Consider the following 15,763-nt stretch of genomic DNA (forward strand, 5'->3'; position numbering starts at 1 on the left):
AAATATACAAAATTTTCGCTATACAAGACACCCTTTTTTCTTTTTCACCATCAGCGAACAGATTGGAGTGAGTCCATGTGCAAAAGCAGCTTCCCGTTTTCGTTTACGGCACATTGCTAAAAGGTTTTCACAATCATGCGCTTTGCGTCAAGCCGTTTCCCCATACGGAAGCCAAGGCGACGATCGAAGGAGAAATCTATCATTTGCCAGAAGGCTATCCCGGCTTGCTGCTGGGGGAAGGGGCGGAAGTGACAGGCGCGATTCTTGACTTTGCCCCTGAGGTGTACGAAAAGGCATTGGCTGTCCTCGACGAGCTGGAGACGTATTATGGACAGGGGGACCCGCGCAACGAGTACGAGCGGACTGTCGTTGTTGCCCGTTTGGCCGAAACGGGGCAGGAGGTGCCCGTGTACGTCTATCGCTACCTGGACCATGACTACGTGAGACAAGCCGGGACCAAGGTAGAGCACGGCGACTGGCGGAGGTTTATGGAAGAGGCGGCTGAATAGCAGAGGCGCGTTTTGCCAAAACTGGTAGGGTAAAGGAGGGACCCTGCCATGGAATTGATGAATGCGAACCCTGCGCAAATCTGGCGCTTGCTGATTCCGCAAAGCTTCTGGATGTTTTCCGAGGAAGTTCCCGAAGACGAACTGATCTTCCATTATCGCGACCATATTTATTTTGTGAACCAGGATGGCTCGGTCTTGGCGCTGCCCAAGCCGGCCTGCTTTGAGACGCTGGATATGGGCACGCTGCTGGAGTATTTGGCTACGTCTGACGACACGATTGACTTTGACGACGAGGGCCAGTTTGACTACGGCTTTGTGCTGAAGCAGATGGGCTACATCGTCCCCGTCAGGGAGAAGCGGGAGAAGGCTACCTATCAGATCGAAATTATCAACACCGCCCTGCCAAAAGCGCACGGAACCCGCTACGAGATGAAGCATGTCGACTTCGTCTTCGCCCTCTATCACGCGCTGATGCGTTGCCACGAGCTGAACGCGAAAACCGACTGGGAGTACGAGCACGAAGTGAAGCGGATCGTGAAGGGCGATGCCAAATCGTCGGGGAAAGTGCAAGTGAATCTGTAATTTCTACTATTGGCATAGTGAAAAAAAGTGAATGATAGGGTATGATAAATGAGGTACATATGAAAGATTTGGTGAGGAGGAAGAAATCATGACAACTGCTGTTGAACGTCAAGGCGCATTTGTTTTCAAAGGGGGTCCTGTAACCCTGCTCGGTCCGGAAATCAAAGTGGGAGATACTGCTCCTAACTTCACCGTAGTAGGCGGCGACCTGTCCCCTGTTACACTGGACGATTCCAAAGGAACCGTGCGCATCATCTCTGTAATCCCGTCCATCGACACTGGCGTTTGCGACGCGCAAACTCGCCGCTTCAACGAAGAGGCTGCCGGTCTGGAAGGCGTAACTGTGCTGACTGTATCCGTTGACCTGCCATTCGCGCAAAACCGCTGGTGCGGTGCTGCTGGCATCGACAAAGTGAAAACTGTCTCTGACCACAAAGACCTGTCCTTCGGTACGGCTTACGGCGTAGCGATCAAGGAGTTCCGTCTTTTGTCCCGCGCTGTTTTCGTTGTCGATGCAAACGACAAGGTTGTCTATGCAGAATACGTGCCTGCTGCTGGCGAGCATCCAAACTACGAAGCTGCGATCGCTGCTGCGAAAGCTGCGAAGTAAGTTTCGCGCCATAAGCTGGTATTGAGGAAACCCCCTGTTCGTCCTGGAGACGAGAGGGGGTTTTTGCTTTTGCTGCGGTTGGGCCAGAGCGTTTCCTGTGTTTGGAAAAAAAGGCTTGACGATTTTGGTAACCAGTGGTTATATTATTACCAACGGTTACTAACCACTGGTTACTTCTTCGGTGGACATCAGATCAGGAGTGAAGCTTAATCATGGCAAGCAGACAGGAAGTACGTTCAGAGGAAACGAAGCGCGCCATCCTTGCTGCGGCGACAGCGCTTTTCGCGGAGCGGGGATTCGAAGCCGTCTCGATTCGCGAGATCGCCAAGGCCGCAGGCTGCTCCCATACGACGCTCTACATTTATTTCAAAGACAAGGAAGCGCTCCTGCATCAGCTCTCCAAAGGCCCGCTGCAAAGCCTGGCCGAGCAGATGGAGCGCACGCTGGCAGACGAAGCCGTACCCCCCGAGGCGAAGCTGCGCGAAATCAGCCGACAGTTCATCCGCTTTTGCCTCGGCAACCGCAACATGTACACGCTGTTTTTCATGGTGAAAGCATCCCGCATCGACGTCGAGCAGCCGGAAAAAGAGCTCCAGGCGCTGCGCACGCATTTGTTTGCGCTGCTGCGCCGGGCGATGCAGCTCTCCTTGCCCGAAGAGGTCGGGGAAGCGGAAGCGCTTGCGTTTTCACGGATTTACTTTTATACGTTGCACGGCATTGTCGGGACTTATACGCATTCAGAGGAAACGCTGGACGGTCTGCTGGAGAGATTGGCCCCGACGTTCGATCTCGCTGTCGACGTCATCCTCGCGGGCAGCAAACAACTGATGACAAGGAGTGGTTGAAGATGAAAGCAGAGCAAATCTCGGCGCATATATGGTGCATCAAGGCGTGGATGCTGATTCCCGTGCGCGTCTGGGCGGTGCTGGAGGAGGACGGCGTGACCCTGGTCGATGCGGGGATGCCGTTCATGGCAAAAGGCATTGCGGCTTTTTTGAAAAAACAGGGCGCGGGCCCGCTGAAGCGCATCTTGCTGACGCACGGCCACTCCGATCATGTCGGGGCCGTCCAAAAGCTCGTCGCGGCGGAGCAAGTGCCAGTGTATGCGCATCGGATCGAGATTCCGTACATGGAAGGCCGCGAGCTGTACCCGCGCCGCAAAAAACGGGAGTTCAACGTACAGGCTGGCCTGGCGCAGCCGCTGCCGGAAGCAGAAGGCGGAGGATTGGCCGCCATCGCCGGACTGCAGCCGTATTGGACGCCAGGCCATTCGCCAGGGCATGTCATCTACTATCACGAGCAGGATCGTGTGCTGTTGGCGGGCGACTTGTTTACGTCGAAGCGAGGCAGGCTGCATCGTCCTATGCCGATGTTCACCGCTGACATGACAGAGGCGGTGAAAAGCAGCCGGATTTTGCGGCAGCTTCAGCCGCTGCGGCTGGAAGTATGCCATGGCGATGCCGTGCACAATCCCGCCGAGCAACTCGACGGGTATTTGGCCGAAATGTCCCGCACCTTTTCCATTCCGGCGAGCACGCTACAGTAGGGACAAAAGCGCAAAGCTCAGTCGTGCGACAGTCTTTTGCTCATCAGGACGCTGCGGTAGTTGGTCGTGCTCCACTGCGCGTACGCGATGAAGCGATAGCCTTTTGCCGCGTAGTAGCGTCTGAGATGTTCCGCCCCTTCGGCCGTATCCAGCGCAAGTTCCGTGGCCCCGTCCGCGATCGCCAGCTCTTCTGCGCGCTGGATGAAGAGGCTGCCGATGCCGTGCTTGCGATAACGGTGATCGACAGCGAATTGGCCGAATTTGGCGACGAACGGCTCGTCGTACCAGGGCGTGCCTTTTGTCTTGGCTGGCGGATAGTAAGAAATGGTCGCGATGATTTGACCGTCAAGCAAGCCGACGAGACAGGTAGCGGAGGCGATTCTTTTCGCGGTAGTGGCTGCGTCCTGGCTCGCGGCGACAAAGTGGAAACCCATTTCGGCAAGCGTTTGATAAGCGGTGTTCAACAGGCGGGTCAATGCTTCCAGCGAGTCACGCTGCGGATCAAACTCGCGAATGAGCAGGCCGGAGCGTTCACTGACAGACGGTTCGGTCATCCTTATCTCTCCATTCTTTTGCGAGGCGCATGGCCGCGCCTCCAAGTGAATTTACTAGATAGAATAGCACGAATTTCCAAAAACGGTTGAAACGAATCGCTCTTTTTTTCGTCTAATGGGAGAGGTGATTGGATGAAAAAGGTAGAAAGGATAGCCGCGCTGTACGTGGCAACTGCCTTGCTCTTGGCAGGCTGCCAGATTGGCTGGGTCCATCAGCCGCATTCGCAACAGCTCGCCCAACCGCCGGAGCCTGTCATCGCGTGGCAAGGAAAAACAGCGGCGACGGTTCCGACCTCATCCTGCTGGAGCTACGAAAACGAGGCGGTCTGCAAAGATATGGCCGCTCCCCCGGAAGTGATCGGCGAACAAAAGCCCAAGCCGCTGCAGGTGAGTCCGGGAGCCGTGCTGACGGTTACGTTTTCGCCCCCGCCTACAGATGAATCGTTGACGGTTGCGCAATGGATCGGGACGAAGCGAATCGAGCAATTGCTGGAAAACGGCAACCAGTGGAAGGTGCCCGAGCAGCCAGGCTGGTATTTGTTCGACGTGCGCGGCCAGTGGAGCCAGGGAGATGCGGGACATGCCTTCGTGATTGAGGTCAGGCAAAACGGGCAGCAGCGCCCGCTGTAGCAGAAGCAGGTTGTCCTTGCGGCGGGTCTTTTTGCTATACTGGACAGCAGGGAATGCAGGGAAGACCTAAAGGAGAGACAACATGCAGGAAGAATTGATACGCTTTACGGCGGACGAGGCAGATGAGGGCCAGACGGTACGGGAAGTGCTGCAAAAGCGCTACGGTGTGTCGCGCCGCTTGCTGATCCGGGCCAAATTCAAAGGAACGATTACGCGCAACGGCACGCTCGTGTTTGTGAACGAACGGCTGCAAGCCGGGGATGAACTGGCTGTCATGGTAGACATAGAGGAAGAAGAGACGGTGGCTCCCGAAGAAATGCCGCTATGTATCCGCTACGAGGACGAGGACTTGATGGTGATCGCAAAGCCGGCCGGCCTGGTCGTGCATCCGACGGGCAACCATCCGGGAGGCACGCTTGCCAACGGCTTGATCGCCTATTGGAAAAAGCGCGGCGAAGCGAGAAGATTTCGCGCCGTCAACCGTCTGGACAAAGATACGTCTGGCTTGATGATTGTCGCGAAAAATCAGTGGGCGCACGAGCAGTTCAGCCGGATGCAGCAGGACCGGACGCTGCACCGCTATTACCAGGCGATTGCCGAGGGGATCATCGCTTCGGAGGAAGGGACGATTGATGCGCCGATCGGGCTTGCGGAAAACTCCTTTATCACGCGGCAGATTCGGCCGGATGGACAAGCGGCCGTCACGCACTATCGCGTGCTGGCTCGCGGTGACGGCATGACGTTCCTGGAGCTGAAGCTTGCGACGGGGCGCACCCATCAGATTCGGGTGCACATGCAGAGCATCGGGCATTCGCTCGCAGGCGACGACTTGTACGCAGGCGGGCGGGAGCATATCGGCAGGCAGGCGCTGCACGCTGCGCGGCTGTCTTTTGTCCACCCGCGCAGCAAGGAGACGATGGCGTTTGCAGAGCCGCTGCCAGACGACATGCAGGCGTTGTTGCAAAAGTTTTTTCCCGCGCTGCCTGTGCATGACAAGGAAGGGATGTAGCCGAAAAAATTCGGCAATTTCCTCTGGAAAGCTGAAAGCGTTTTCGATATGATAGAAGAAACAGAAAATACGCTGGTTGTCTGCGGGGAAAAATCCCGCAAGATTTTTTTCGGTAGCAGACAGACCCAGCTTGCGCCTGACGCATGTTTCGGCATAGTTGACAAGAGCTAGGGGGAACCCTCTTGTTTGTCATGCACCGGATGAGCGAACGGGGTGAGCTGGGTTTTTTTGTTGTACAGATAAGCATGGATAAGATTTTTATCCAGTAAAAGGGCAACGAAGGCTGTGCCAATCATTGACGCAGCCAGGATTGCTCACCCAAAGAAAAGGAGTGGAGCGCATGAAAGTAGTCTCCTATCGGCCAGACGAGCAAACGGCGTGGCGGGCAGGGCTGCTGCTTGGCGAAACAGTCAGGGACATCGCAAGCGCACTTCCAGGCGCGCCGAGCACGATGCAGGAGCTGCTGGAGCAGTGGGACGCGTGGAGGGAGCGGCTGGCGTCGATTTCCGAAAGCGCACCTGCTTCCGAAACAGACGTGGCGTTGCAGGGGGTGCGTCTTGGATCGCCGTTGCCGCGTCCCGCCAGCTTTCGCGATTTTTACGCCTTCGAGGCGCATGTGAAAACGGCGCGAGCACGCCGCGGGCTGGAGATGATTCCCGAATGGTACGAGTTTCCCGTCTTTTACTTTTCCAACACGGCGGCTTTTAGCGGACCGGAGGCGAGCATTCGGCGGCCGAAGACGACCCGGTGGCTGGACTACGAGCTGGAAGTGGCTTGCGTCATCGGCAAGGCGGGGACGGATATCCCTGTAGAGCGGGCGCACGAGCATATTGCGGGCTACTCGATTCTCAACGACTGGAGCGCGCGCGATATCCAGCGCGAAGAGGTCAAGGTCGGGCTGGGGCCAGCCAAAGGCAAAGACTTCGCTACCTCGATGGGGCCGTGGCTGGTGACGCCAGACGAGCTGGAAGCTGTGCGTGTGCCGGGGGAAAAAGGCGACCGCTACGATCTCGCGATGGTGGCGCGGGTGAACGGCGTGGAGTACTCCCGCGGCAATTTGCGCGACATCCACTATACGTTTGCGGAAATGATCGCGCGCGCCTCGCAGGATTGCATGCTGTATCCGGGCGATGTCATCGGCTCCGGCACGGTTGGCACCGGCTGCATTTTGGAACTGGGGCCGGAACAGCACGGCTGGCTTGCGCCGGGCGATGTGGTCGAGCTGGAAGTCGAGCGCCTCGGCGTGCTCGTCAATACGATCAGCGAATAACGATGGAAAAAAGGGGGAAGCAGGATGGCTTTTTATCACCGCATGGGAGAAGTGCCGCAAAAGCGACACACGACTTTTTACAAGCCGGATGGAGAGCTGTACCGCGAGCAGGTCATGGGCACGAAAGGCTTTTCCGGGATTCAGTCGATTCTCTATCACCACAACCCGCCGACACAGGTGCGCGAGACGCGCAAATACGCGGACGTGCGCCTGGAACTTGTGGAGCAGGCGGATTTGAAGCATCAGCATTTCAAGACGTTTGACTTGCCGCCAGGGGGCGATCCGATTTTTGGCCGCCGCTATTTGCTCGGGAACAGCGACGTGGTCATGGGCGTCTGCTCGCCGACTGAGCCGATGGACTATTTTTACCGCAATGCGGACGGGGACGAAGTCGTGTTTGTCCACGAGGGCGAGGGCGAGCTGCAGACGATCTTCGGCACGATTGCGTACAGACCTGGCGATTATCTGGTCATCCCGATCGGCACGACGTACCGGATCGTGCCTGCGGTGCAGAGCCGCTTTTTGGTGATCGAGTCGCAAAACGAAATCGTCGCCCCTAAGCGCTATCGCAACGAGCACGGGCAATTGTTGGAACATTCGCCGTTTTGCGAACGGGATATACGCGTGCCGGAAAAGCTGGTGACGCACGTGGAGAGCGGCGACTTCGAAGTGCGCGTCAAACGGCAGTCCGTCGTCTACAGCTACTTTTTCGACTTCCATCCGTTTGATGTCGTGGGCTGGGACGGTTACTTGTATCCGTATGCGCTGAGTATTCACGATTTTGAGCCGATTACCGGCCGGATTCACCAGCCGCCGCCAGTCCACCAGACGTTTGCCGGACAAAACTTCGTCATCTGCTCGTTCGTCCCGCGCCTGTACGACTACCATCCGCAGGCGATCCCCGCGCCTTACTACCACAGTAATGTCGAGAGCGACGAGGTGTTATACTACGTAGATGGCAATTTTATGAGCAGAAAAGGCGTCTACGAAGGCTCGATCACGCTGCACCCGATGGGAATCCCCCACGGGCCGCACCCGGGCAAGGTCGAGGCCAGCATCGGCAAAAAAGAAACGAAGGAGCTGGCAGTGATGCTCGATACGTTCCAGCCGCTTTACGTCACGAAAGAGGCGTTGGCGGTAGAGGACGAAGCGTACATGTCGAGCTGGCTGCCGTCCGAGTGAACGACGTAAAAAGGCGGGATAGGAATGGAAATCGCGATTCGCGAACTGGAGCGACAGGACAAATACAAGCTGTTGATCGGCTGCATCATTCCGCGGCCGATCGCATGGGTAACTTCGCACGATGACAAGGGAGTCGTCAATGCCGCTCCCTTCAGCTACTTCAATGTCGCGAGCATCGAGCCGATGATGGTTTCTGTCGCCGTCATGCGCAAGCCGGGCAGCGTCAGAAAAGATACGGCGCGAAATATTTTGCAGACAGGCGAATTTGTCGTCAATATGGTGGACATCCACAATGTCGATGCGGTCAACCAGACCTCGGCAGACTATCCGCCAGACGTAAGCGAGGTAGACGCGCTCGGGCTGGAGGTTGGCCCGTCTGCGGCGGTCAAGGTTCCAAGGCTGCTTTCGTCGCGCATTCATTTTGAATGCAGGCTGCATCAGATTGTCGAGCTTGGCACCCCCACCACCTCCGATCTCATCATCGGTGAGGTCGTGCATGTGCATGCTGCCGACGAGCTGTATCACGCGGGCAGGATTGACCCGCACGCCTTTGCGCCTGTGAGCAGGCTGGCGGGGCATTCGTATGCGACGCTGGGCGATTTGTTTGACCGTCCGCGTCCTGTCTACGATCCTTCCGCCGGGTCCAAATAGCGCAGATGTTGTGCAAACAGAGAAAAACCGTTCCGGTGTGCGGCTGGAACGGTTTTTCTCGTGTCCGCTCGCGATCGCTAGTTCAGGCCGGGATAGCGGGAAATGGCGTCCGGCCTGATCCAACTGTTGTAGTCGGAGGCGGTCCCGGCATTGGCAGGCGTGCCGTAAGGGGTGGCGTTCGGCTCCAGCCCGAGCGGATGAACCACGCTTTGCTGGTAGTACAGCTCGCGATCGCTTTGAATGTAGGAGCGGTCCTGCCAGCCAGCCGGGGAGCATCCGCCTGTGAACAGGACCAGCAACAGGAGCACAAGTAGCGGCATAGTCGATCACCTCGTATGTAGCGTGACTTTTCTGTCCCGATTTCATACGGGCGAAGCGCATATCCGTCCAGGGACGGAGGACAAATCCCTCTGCGGGCCATTTTGCCGCTGGGCGCTCTCGGGTATCCTTAAAGACATAGAAGGCAAGCGGACACTGCAGAGAGGAAGGAATGGTACGATGGAAAGACGTCTATATCGCTCTTCGCAAGATAAACGATTGTTTGGGGTTTGTGGAGGGATCGCCCAGTTTTTGCGCGTGGACTCGACGCTCGTGCGCGTAGGGGTCGTCATTTTGACCGTTTGCACGGGAATCCCGATTTTGCTCTACATCCTTTTGGCGATGATTATGCCAAAAGAACCGCACTGGGCTTACGCGGGTGACGGGTTCGGCATGTACGATGCTCCGATGGCAGGACGTGCGCGCATGAACGACCTCGATTCGGAAATCGATCGCCTGGAAAAGCGGGCGCTGGTGCAGGAAGTTTATCGCCTGCGGGAAGAACTGAGCAAGTACAAAGGCTTGTAAAAAGTCGAGGGGAGAGGCTTCCTGCCGCGTGCGGGGGGCCTTTTTCCTATGCCGACAAGGCACGTCTCTTTTTTGCCGACACAAGAAGCCCTTCCTGGCGTTGTCGGCGGCGAAAAATCAGCGGAACGAAATCGGCAACTTCTGCGCTTTTCGGCATAACTTGTAAGGTGGGAGAATGTACATAGGGAGGGAGAAGCAGTGTATCTCGGCGTGTTCGATTTGAATCAGCGTTTGGAGCAAACCCGCAAAATGCTGCGGGAAAAGCAGCACCTGAAAAAGCTGATTGAAGAAGACATCCAAGAGCTTGAGAAAGATGTCCAGGCATTGGAAGCGATGACGAACAAAGAAAAGTACGCAACCAGCGGCCAGTGATAACCGATCGCTGACAACGACAGAAGGTCCCCAAACAGCAAAAAGTGGCGACTGCGCAAAAGGCAGACGGCCACTTTTTACATTGGTCCCGGATGGGGAAAGCAAAAGCTTGCCTGTCTACAGGCTGCTGCGCAAAAGGAAGAGAGACTCGGGCAACGGAATCGAGCCTTTTTGCCCCCGAAAGCTGCCCGCCGCCGCCGCGCAAAAGCGGGACGGCGGCATCACGGCGTTTTGGCGTTTCGCTAATTCGCATCTGCACCCGCGTCCGTGCAGACAGCGGCAGCGAGCAGTTTCTCGACGATCCCGGGGAGCAACTGAATCGCGGCGCTGTCGGTTCCGTACGTCTGGCTGTCCGCATAAGTGCCTTCCATCAGCAAGATCAGCGTGTAGGCCAGCTCGCGCGGATTCGCTGCGCCGAGGGCGACAGCGCGCTCCAAAAAGGCGTCGGAAATCCGCTTTTGATGCGCGCAGACCAGCTCGCGCACAGGATGGGCAGGGTCGGGAAACTCTACGGCGACGTTGAGGAAGCAGCAGCCGCGAAACTGTTTGGAGGACGCGCGGGCCGCCAGATCGGCAAAAAATTGGACGAGCTGTTCCCGCGGCCGCTCCGGATGCTTCGCCATGCTTTCCTCCCACTCTTGCCAGAAGGCCGCCTGCTTTTTTTGCATGTAGGCGAGGATCAGCGCTGTTTTCGAGGAAAACTGGCGGTAGACGCTCATTTTGTTCATTCCGGCCCGCTCCACGATGGCGTCGACACTGACGGCGTGGATGCCTTCCTGGTAAAAAAGCTCCTCGGCCGCCTGCAAAATCATTTCCTGCGCTTTTTCGCGGGGGACCCGGACTCGCTTCGTGGACGTCATCGGCGAATCAGACCCCATTTTACGCTTTCCACACGTCTGCGACGATCTCGAAGGAGCGCACGCGATCCTCGTGGCGGTACATTTGGGTCGTAATCATCAATTCATCCGCCTGGGTCGCCTCCAGTAGCTCCTGCAGCTTTTGCTTGACGGTGTCCGGGCTGCCGATGATCGAGGAGCGAAGCTGGGCTTGCACGGACATTTTTTCAAACTCGCTCCACAGCTCATCCATATTGTCTACAGGCGGCTGGATCGGTTTCAGATCGCCGCGGATGAGGTTGAGGAACGCCTGGTAGTGCGAGGTCGCCAGCCGCTCGGCAAGCTCATCCGTGTCGGCCGCCATGACGTTGACGCCCACCATGGCATACGGCTCGGACAGCACATCGGATGGACGGAAGCTGTGGCGGTACGTTTGCAGCGCAGGCAAGGTGTAATTGGGCGAAAAATGACCGGCAAACGCGAACGGCAGTCCGAGCAGCCCTGCGAGACGCGCCGAAAAATCGCTGGAGCCAAGCAGCCAGATCGGGATGTTCAAGCCTTCGCCGGGAATAGCCCGCAGCGCGCCGGCATTGTCGCTGGTGCGCGGACGCAAATACTCGCGCAGTTCTTCCAGCAGCTCGGGAAAATCGTCTCCGCCGATCCGCAGGTCGCGCCGCAATGCCCGGGCCGTGCGCTGGTCCGCGCCGGGAGCCCGTCCCAATCCGAGGTCAATACGTCCCGGATAGAGCGACTCCAGCGTGCCGAACTGCTCAGCGATAATCAGCGGGGCGTGATTGGGCAGCATAATCCCGCCGGAGCCGACGCGCATCGTCGAGGTGCCGCCCGCGATGTGGCCGATCAGCACAGCAGTGGCTGAGCTGGCGACACTGGGCATGGCGTGGTGCTCGGCGAGCCAGTAGCGGTGAAATCCCCACTTTTCAACCTTTTGCGCCAGGTCCAGGCTGTTTTGAAACGACTGGGCAGCCGTACTGCCTTCTACGATAGGAGCGAGATCCAGAACAGACAGCGGGATGTCGCGCAATGCTTTTGTCATGAAAAGAAACCTCCTCTGAGGGTCAATTTTGTTACTGATCGGTAACAAACGTACTTGCATCTTACGAAGAGGGAAGGGGGCTGTCAATGTTTCAATCGGCTGTGGCGGCACTTTGCGTCCTTTATAAAGTTTGCCGTTAAACCATTCCTTTCTTTAGTACTATATTCCATTATTTGTAAAATAAAACGAACTCTGAGTTTTTGCTGATCTAAAAAGAATATAAAAAAAGCTAAAAGGAACTGTCTAAAGTCTTTCAACATATAAGGAAGACTTGGAGCGTTGCTGGCGAAGCCAAAGAGTTTGGTGGTAAAATTAGGAAGAATGACATTCCTGCAAGGGGCCATAGGGTAGTAATGAATAACGCAATTTCCACTATATGTGAAGAATTAGGTGAGGGAATGAAACGGACGCAACTGTTTGTAGATTTGAAAATGAACAGAAAAACGGGTCCATTTTCTGATTTGCTAAGAGAGATGATCCAAACATTCCAAGAGGATGGATACGCAGAAGTGGAGGTATCTCAAGAAGTGAAAATAGACAACAATGAGTATTTAATCATTTTTCAATGCAATGGCTAATGAACATAACGAGTGAAGGCACCCATGCGGTGCTTTTTTCTTTTACACGCGCGTATCGTCTGGGAAAACGGGCGGTCTTGTCCACCTCATCATCGGTCGATGACGGAGCAACGTTTCCGAAATACAAAAAGAGGCGTCTCAAAGTCGAAAAATCGACTGTTGAGACAGCCCCTTTCAAGCGCAAGCCAAGCTGCGCAACCGCACATTTTTGCAGGTGCCTACTGCTTGGTCAAAATAAGCGGCCCATCCGCAGTAATCGCAATCGTGTGCTCGTACTGGGCCGACAGCTTGCCGTCGCGCGTTCTCGCCGTCCAACCGTCCTCGTCGATGGTCGCATGGTAAGTGCCGATATTGAGCATCGGCTCGATGGTGATGACCATGCCTTCCTTGAGGCGCTGGCCTCTGCCCGGAGGACCGAAGTGCGGAACGAACGGCTCCTCGTGCATTTCCTGCCCGATCCCGTGGCCCGTGAAGTCGCGGACAACCGAGTAGCCTTGCGCCTGGGCGTACGTTTGGATCGCGTGGGAAATGTCCCCGATCCGGTTGCCGACAACAGCTTGTTCAATCCCCAGGTACAGCGACTTTTCCGTGACCTCAAGCAGTTTTTTCGCTTCCGGGGAGACGGTGCCCACCTCGTACGACCAGGCGGAATCGGCCAGCCAGCCGTTTTTGCGCACGACCATGTCAATGGTGACGATATCTCCGTCGCGCAGCGGCTCCTTTTTCGGGAAGCCGTGGCAAATCACGTCGTTCACCGACGCGCAGGTGGCATATGGATAGCCGTGAAAGCCTTTTTGTTCAGGAGTGGCGCCATGGCTGGCCAAAAATTCTTCTACAAATTCATCAATTTCCCAGGTCGTGATCCCGGGACGAATCATCGACGCGATTTCGCGATGGCAGGCGGCCAAAATTTTGCCTGCGGCATGCATCAGTTCGATTTCTTCGGGTGTCTTGAGGATAATCATCGACTCTCTCCTTGTCCTCGCGTTAGTTCTCTTGCTCTCTACAGTATATAGTGTAGACCTGTTTGGGGCTAATTGCCACAGGCAAAACCGCATGGTAGGATGAGGAAGAACGAAACAACCGGGGGGTAGGTAGCGTGGACAAGTTTCAAGAGTATCTGGCGAACTACCAGATTCATGTAAAAGACGATATCGAAAAACGGATTGCGTTTATTCGCGAGCAAATTGACGGAAACGGGCTCGGCGGTGTGGTTGTCGGCATTTCCGGCGGTATCGACAGCGCGGTAACGGCTGCGCTGTGTGTACGCGCTCTCGGCCGCGATCGCGTCGTTGGCGTGTGGTTGCCCGCGTACTCGCAAAACGTCCATGCGGAAGACTCGCAGCGCCTGGCGGAAGCGATCGGACTCAACCTGCACACCGTCGATGTAGGCCCTGCCTACGATGCGCTCGTGCCCGCCATTGAAGGCGTGCTTGCGCTTGGCGACAAGACAAAAGGAAATACGAAAGCCCGTCTGCGCATGACCGTGCTGTACGCGATTGCCAATCAAAAAGGCTACCTCGTCGCGGATACGTGCAACCGCAGCGAAATTCACGTCGGCTATATGACCAAAGGCGGAGACGGACTGGCCGACTTCAACCCGGTGGCAAGCCTGACGAAGCACGAAATGCGCATCCTCGCAGCCGAGCTTGGCGTGCCGGAGTCGATTATTACCAAAGCACCTTCTGCCGATCTGTGGGAAGGCCAGACAGATGAGCAGGAAATGGGTTTTACGTACGAGGACCTCGACCGCCTGCTGATTACAGGCGAGACCAGACCGGAAGCAAAAGAACGGATCGACTACCTGCACCGCATCTCGGAGCACAAGCGCAATCTGATGCCAGGTATTTAATATGGCCGACTACAAGCTGTTTACCAGTTGCCTGTGGCAGACGACCAGCGCCGTCGTTTCGACGGACGATCGGCTCTACCTGTTTGACCCGGCCTATTTTCCGCACGAGATCGAGGCGATTGCCGACTACGTGCAAAGCGTGCGAGACGGGCGGGAGCTCGTTCTCGTCCTGACGCACGGCGACTGGGATCACATCGCGGGCTACCCTCGCTTCCCGGACGCCAGGCTGATCGGGCACAAACAGATTGCGTCGCCTGAGCGGCTTGCCAAACAACTGCGGAAAACAAACCGATTTGACGGCTCGTACTATGTGCATCGCCCGTACGAGCTGGTTCCCCCTCTGTTTGACAAGCTGGTCGAGCAGACGGAAGCGTGGGAGGAAGTAAAATTTCTCCCCGTGCCCGGGCATAAGCAAGACCAGTTGGCGACGCTTTTTTGCGCGCAAAAGCTGCTCGTGGCAGGCGACATGCTCTCCAATCTCGAGTTTCCTTTTATTGCGGACAGTAGCGACTATGCAGCCAGTCTGGCCGCGATCCAGAAGCTGGTGGAGGACGGCGAGATCGCGGAGGTCGTGCCGGGGCACGGCGTCCCGGCGAAAGGGCGCGAGGAAATCATGCACCGGATCAGGCGCGACCAGCAGTATCTGCACGATACGCGAACGCTCATCTTCGAAGGGGTGGCAGCCGGACTGGACGAACAGACCTTGACCGAGTGTTTTGGGCAAATTTGTTACGACGGCCAGCCGATCAACGAACATTTGCGCGATGCCCACGAGCAGAACCGGGTGCAACTGATGAAGGAAGCCAAGTCGCTTACGGGTTGATTATTGGGTGGTTTTGTACGATAATAGAGGTTACGCACAAAACTTTCGAGGAAAGAGGTGGAACAGATGTCGACGACTGAATTGATGCTGCGAACAAGTCTGGAAGGCCGCGTGAAGCGTACGTTGCAAACGTATTTCCGCCGTCCTAACGACGTGTTGGTAAAGGAAAGCCTCGGAGCGAACGGCCTGTCCCCAGAACAAGTGGAAGTTACGATGGAGCTCTTGACACAAGGCTATACTGTTGCTGAAATCATTGAGCAACTGCGGAATAAAGGCTACTTCGCATAAGCTGCACAGGAAAAAGACCGGACTGACAAGCATTTGTCGGTACCGGCCTTTTTTATTTGTCCGAAGCGAAGCGCTGTGGCCGTCAAGGCGACGTGCGGCTTTGCGACAGCGAGCGGCGCCCTTTTTTCCGGCGATACAACTGCAAAGCTCCGTGCACCAAAAAGTAGCTGGCGAATGCGACGAAGAGGCCCATTACGGCGCTTCCCGTGAAGTAAGCCAGCCCCTTGTCCTGCATCCAGACGAGCCACTCCCGCCAGGCGGCCTGATGCGGGCCTGTGGGATGCTGTAACGGTTTGCCGACTAAAGCGTACCCAATATTGTAGTTGATGACCATGAAGATCGGCAGGACGAGCTTTCCGATGACAAACGCGATCAAGCCGGCCGGCAAGCTGGCGCGAAACAGCCTGACCAGCGGAAAGAGCAGCAAAAAGGCGAGGCCAAAGGTAGGCAAGGTGATAAACTCCACAAAAATTCCTACCGAAAAGCCGCGGGCGACAAAAGACGGGGCACCCTTCATGCGGATCAGCTTGTAGTATTCGAGTTTCAGTTTTCGATACAGTTTGGTCCACAT

General features: G+C 56.3%; 22 protein-coding genes. 16 read left to right on the plus strand and 6 right to left on the minus strand.

Annotated elements, in window-relative coordinates; all coding sequences use genetic code 11:
• Positions 1 to 77: 77 nt before the first annotated feature.
• From M655_RS08690 to M655_RS08710, 5 genes are all read left to right on the plus strand, one after another.
• Complete coding sequence (locus tag M655_RS08690; RefSeq protein WP_005835440.1) at positions 78 to 509, plus strand: gamma-glutamylcyclotransferase family protein; 432 nt, start codon at positions 78 to 80, stop codon at positions 507 to 509.
• Between the two features lie 48 nt (positions 510 to 557).
• Positions 558 to 1,091, plus strand: coding sequence for a hypothetical protein (locus M655_RS08695; protein ID WP_005835441.1), 534 nt, complete (start codon positions 558 to 560; stop codon positions 1,089 to 1,091).
• 88 nt (positions 1,092 to 1,179) lie between these two features.
• On the plus strand, positions 1,180 to 1,701 hold the full coding sequence (gene tpx / locus M655_RS08700) for a thiol peroxidase (protein ID WP_005835444.1): 522 nt from the start codon (positions 1,180 to 1,182) through the stop codon (positions 1,699 to 1,701).
• Between the two features lie 212 nt (positions 1,702 to 1,913).
• Positions 1,914 to 2,546 carry a TetR/AcrR family transcriptional regulator gene (locus tag M655_RS08705; RefSeq protein ID WP_026557513.1) on the plus strand — a complete coding sequence of 211 codons (633 nt, stop codon included), beginning with the start codon at positions 1,914 to 1,916 and terminating at the stop codon, positions 2,544 to 2,546.
• A 2-nt stretch (positions 2,547 to 2,548) separates the two neighbouring features.
• Positions 2,549 to 3,247 carry an MBL fold metallo-hydrolase gene (locus M655_RS08710; RefSeq protein WP_026557512.1) on the plus strand — a complete coding sequence of 233 codons (699 nt, stop codon included), beginning with the start codon at positions 2,549 to 2,551 and terminating at the stop codon, positions 3,245 to 3,247.
• A 17-nt stretch (positions 3,248 to 3,264) separates the two neighbouring features.
• Here M655_RS08710 and M655_RS08715 read toward each other — a convergent pair whose 3' ends face one another.
• Positions 3,265 to 3,801 (minus strand): GNAT family N-acetyltransferase, encoded by a 537-nt coding sequence (locus tag M655_RS08715; protein ID WP_005835448.1) that lies wholly within the window; start codon positions 3,799 to 3,801, stop codon positions 3,265 to 3,267.
• 132 nt (positions 3,802 to 3,933) lie between these two features.
• Here M655_RS08715 and M655_RS08720 point away from each other — a divergent pair, with 132 nt between their 5' ends.
• From M655_RS08720 to M655_RS08740, 5 genes are all read left to right on the plus strand, one after another.
• The gene (locus M655_RS08720; RefSeq protein ID WP_005835450.1) at positions 3,934 to 4,431 is read left to right on the plus strand and encodes a hypothetical protein; all 498 of its coding nucleotides are present in this window, start codon (positions 3,934 to 3,936) and stop codon (positions 4,429 to 4,431) included.
• Positions 4,432 to 4,513: 82 nt separating this feature from the next.
• The gene (locus M655_RS08725) at positions 4,514 to 5,440 is read left to right on the plus strand and encodes an RluA family pseudouridine synthase (protein ID WP_026557511.1); all 927 of its coding nucleotides are present in this window, start codon (positions 4,514 to 4,516) and stop codon (positions 5,438 to 5,440) included.
• A 340-nt stretch (positions 5,441 to 5,780) separates the two neighbouring features.
• On the plus strand, positions 5,781 to 6,710 hold the full coding sequence (locus M655_RS08730; protein WP_005835454.1) for a fumarylacetoacetate hydrolase family protein: 930 nt from the start codon (positions 5,781 to 5,783) through the stop codon (positions 6,708 to 6,710).
• Positions 6,711 to 6,734: 24 nt separating this feature from the next.
• The gene (locus M655_RS08735) at positions 6,735 to 7,892 is read left to right on the plus strand and encodes a homogentisate 1,2-dioxygenase (protein ID WP_026557510.1); all 1,158 of its coding nucleotides are present in this window, start codon (positions 6,735 to 6,737) and stop codon (positions 7,890 to 7,892) included.
• A 24-nt stretch (positions 7,893 to 7,916) separates the two neighbouring features.
• On the plus strand, positions 7,917 to 8,543 hold the full coding sequence (locus M655_RS08740; protein ID WP_007784630.1) for a flavin reductase family protein: 627 nt from the start codon (positions 7,917 to 7,919) through the stop codon (positions 8,541 to 8,543).
• A 77-nt stretch (positions 8,544 to 8,620) separates the two neighbouring features.
• Here the strand turns inward: M655_RS08740 and M655_RS08745 are convergent, their stop codons facing one another.
• Entirely contained in the window at positions 8,621 to 8,863 is a 243-nt protein-coding gene (locus tag M655_RS08745; protein ID WP_005835460.1) for a hypothetical protein, read from the minus strand.
• A 178-nt stretch (positions 8,864 to 9,041) separates the two neighbouring features.
• On the opposite strand from M655_RS08745, the gene M655_RS08750 reads away from it, so the two are divergent.
• A complete protein-coding gene (locus M655_RS08750) occupies positions 9,042 to 9,389 on the plus strand; it encodes a PspC domain-containing protein (protein ID WP_007784626.1) in 348 nt (115 codons plus the stop codon).
• 198 nt (positions 9,390 to 9,587) lie between these two features.
• Positions 9,588 to 9,761: a hypothetical protein gene (locus M655_RS08755; protein ID WP_005835464.1), complete on the plus strand. Its 174-nt coding sequence runs from the start codon at positions 9,588 to 9,590 to the stop codon at positions 9,759 to 9,761.
• 242 nt (positions 9,762 to 10,003) lie between these two features.
• On the opposite strand, the gene M655_RS08760 is transcribed toward M655_RS08755, so the two are convergent.
• Both M655_RS08760 and M655_RS08765 read right to left on the minus strand, forming a co-directional pair.
• Positions 10,004 to 10,639 (minus strand): TetR/AcrR family transcriptional regulator, encoded by a 636-nt coding sequence (locus M655_RS08760; protein WP_007784624.1) that lies wholly within the window; start codon positions 10,637 to 10,639, stop codon positions 10,004 to 10,006.
• Between the two features lies 1 nt (position 10,640).
• Positions 10,641 to 11,651 (minus strand): LLM class flavin-dependent oxidoreductase, encoded by a 1,011-nt coding sequence (locus M655_RS08765; RefSeq protein WP_026557509.1) that lies wholly within the window; start codon positions 11,649 to 11,651, stop codon positions 10,641 to 10,643.
• 353 nt (positions 11,652 to 12,004) lie between these two features.
• Here M655_RS08765 and M655_RS08770 point away from each other — a divergent pair, with 353 nt between their 5' ends.
• Positions 12,005 to 12,229 carry a hypothetical protein gene (locus M655_RS08770; protein ID WP_238504162.1) on the plus strand — a complete coding sequence of 75 codons (225 nt, stop codon included), beginning with the start codon at positions 12,005 to 12,007 and terminating at the stop codon, positions 12,227 to 12,229.
• Between the two features lie 218 nt (positions 12,230 to 12,447).
• Here the strand turns inward: M655_RS08770 and map are convergent, their stop codons facing one another.
• A complete protein-coding gene (gene map, locus M655_RS08775; protein WP_005828979.1) occupies positions 12,448 to 13,194 on the minus strand; it encodes a type I methionyl aminopeptidase in 747 nt (248 codons plus the stop codon).
• 134 nt (positions 13,195 to 13,328) lie between these two features.
• On the opposite strand from map, the gene nadE reads away from it, so the two are divergent.
• The 3 genes from nadE (at position 13,329) to M655_RS08790 (ending at position 15,192) form a co-directional block, all read left to right on the plus strand.
• The gene (gene nadE, locus M655_RS08780; protein ID WP_007784620.1) at positions 13,329 to 14,081 is read left to right on the plus strand and encodes an NAD(+) synthase; all 753 of its coding nucleotides are present in this window, start codon (positions 13,329 to 13,331) and stop codon (positions 14,079 to 14,081) included.
• A 1-nt stretch (position 14,082) separates the two neighbouring features.
• Positions 14,083 to 14,904: an MBL fold metallo-hydrolase gene (locus M655_RS08785; RefSeq protein WP_026557508.1), complete on the plus strand. Its 822-nt coding sequence runs from the start codon at positions 14,083 to 14,085 to the stop codon at positions 14,902 to 14,904.
• Between the two features lie 66 nt (positions 14,905 to 14,970).
• A complete protein-coding gene (locus tag M655_RS08790) occupies positions 14,971 to 15,192 on the plus strand; it encodes a hypothetical protein (RefSeq protein ID WP_007784614.1) in 222 nt (73 codons plus the stop codon).
• Between the two features lie 82 nt (positions 15,193 to 15,274).
• On the opposite strand, the gene M655_RS08795 is transcribed toward M655_RS08790, so the two are convergent.
• On the minus strand, positions 15,275 to 15,763 hold the full coding sequence (locus M655_RS08795) for a DUF2062 domain-containing protein (RefSeq protein ID WP_005828972.1): 489 nt from the start codon (positions 15,761 to 15,763) through the stop codon (positions 15,275 to 15,277).

The organism is Brevibacillus sp. NSP2.1 (genome assembly GCF_000470975.2).
In the GTDB taxonomy this organism is placed as follows: Bacteria; Bacillota; Bacilli; order Brevibacillales; family Brevibacillaceae; genus Brevibacillus; species Brevibacillus agri.

Excerpts from the sequence above, each read along its gene's own strand:
- M655_RS08695 (WP_005835441.1), top strand. The coding sequence starts at position 558 with ATGGAATTGATGAATGCGAACCCTGCGCAAATCTGGCGCTTGCTGATT.
- tpx (WP_005835444.1), top strand. The coding sequence starts at position 1,180 with ATGACAACTGCTGTTGAACGTCAAGGCGCATTTGTTTTCAAAGGGGGT.
- M655_RS08705 (WP_026557513.1), top strand. The coding sequence starts at position 1,914 with ATGGCAAGCAGACAGGAAGTACGTTCAGAGGAAACGAAGCGCGCCATC.
- M655_RS08710 (WP_026557512.1), top strand. The coding sequence starts at position 2,549 with ATGAAAGCAGAGCAAATCTCGGCGCATATATGGTGCATCAAGGCGTGG.
- M655_RS08715 (WP_005835448.1), bottom strand. The coding sequence starts at position 3,801 with ATGACCGAACCGTCTGTCAGTGAACGCTCCGGCCTGCTCATTCGCGAG.
- M655_RS08720 (WP_005835450.1), top strand. The coding sequence starts at position 3,934 with ATGAAAAAGGTAGAAAGGATAGCCGCGCTGTACGTGGCAACTGCCTTG.
- M655_RS08725 (WP_026557511.1), top strand. The coding sequence starts at position 4,514 with ATGCAGGAAGAATTGATACGCTTTACGGCGGACGAGGCAGATGAGGGC.
- M655_RS08730 (WP_005835454.1), top strand. The coding sequence starts at position 5,781 with ATGAAAGTAGTCTCCTATCGGCCAGACGAGCAAACGGCGTGGCGGGCA.
- M655_RS08735 (WP_026557510.1), top strand. The coding sequence starts at position 6,735 with ATGGCTTTTTATCACCGCATGGGAGAAGTGCCGCAAAAGCGACACACG.
- M655_RS08740 (WP_007784630.1), top strand. The coding sequence starts at position 7,917 with ATGGAAATCGCGATTCGCGAACTGGAGCGACAGGACAAATACAAGCTG.
- M655_RS08745 (WP_005835460.1), bottom strand. The coding sequence starts at position 8,863 with ATGCCGCTACTTGTGCTCCTGTTGCTGGTCCTGTTCACAGGCGGATGC.
- M655_RS08750 (WP_007784626.1), top strand. The coding sequence starts at position 9,042 with ATGGAAAGACGTCTATATCGCTCTTCGCAAGATAAACGATTGTTTGGG.
- M655_RS08760 (WP_007784624.1), bottom strand. The coding sequence starts at position 10,639 with ATGGGGTCTGATTCGCCGATGACGTCCACGAAGCGAGTCCGGGTCCCC.
- M655_RS08765 (WP_026557509.1), bottom strand. The coding sequence starts at position 11,651 with ATGACAAAAGCATTGCGCGACATCCCGCTGTCTGTTCTGGATCTCGCT.
- M655_RS08770 (WP_238504162.1), top strand. The coding sequence starts at position 12,005 with ATGAATAACGCAATTTCCACTATATGTGAAGAATTAGGTGAGGGAATG.
- map (WP_005828979.1), bottom strand. The coding sequence starts at position 13,194 with ATGATTATCCTCAAGACACCCGAAGAAATCGAACTGATGCATGCCGCA.
- M655_RS08785 (WP_026557508.1), top strand. The coding sequence starts at position 14,083 with ATGGCCGACTACAAGCTGTTTACCAGTTGCCTGTGGCAGACGACCAGC.
- M655_RS08790 (WP_007784614.1), top strand. The coding sequence starts at position 14,971 with ATGTCGACGACTGAATTGATGCTGCGAACAAGTCTGGAAGGCCGCGTG.
- M655_RS08795 (WP_005828972.1), bottom strand. The coding sequence starts at position 15,763 with ATGTGGACCAAACTGTATCGAAAACTGAAACTCGAATACTACAAGCTG.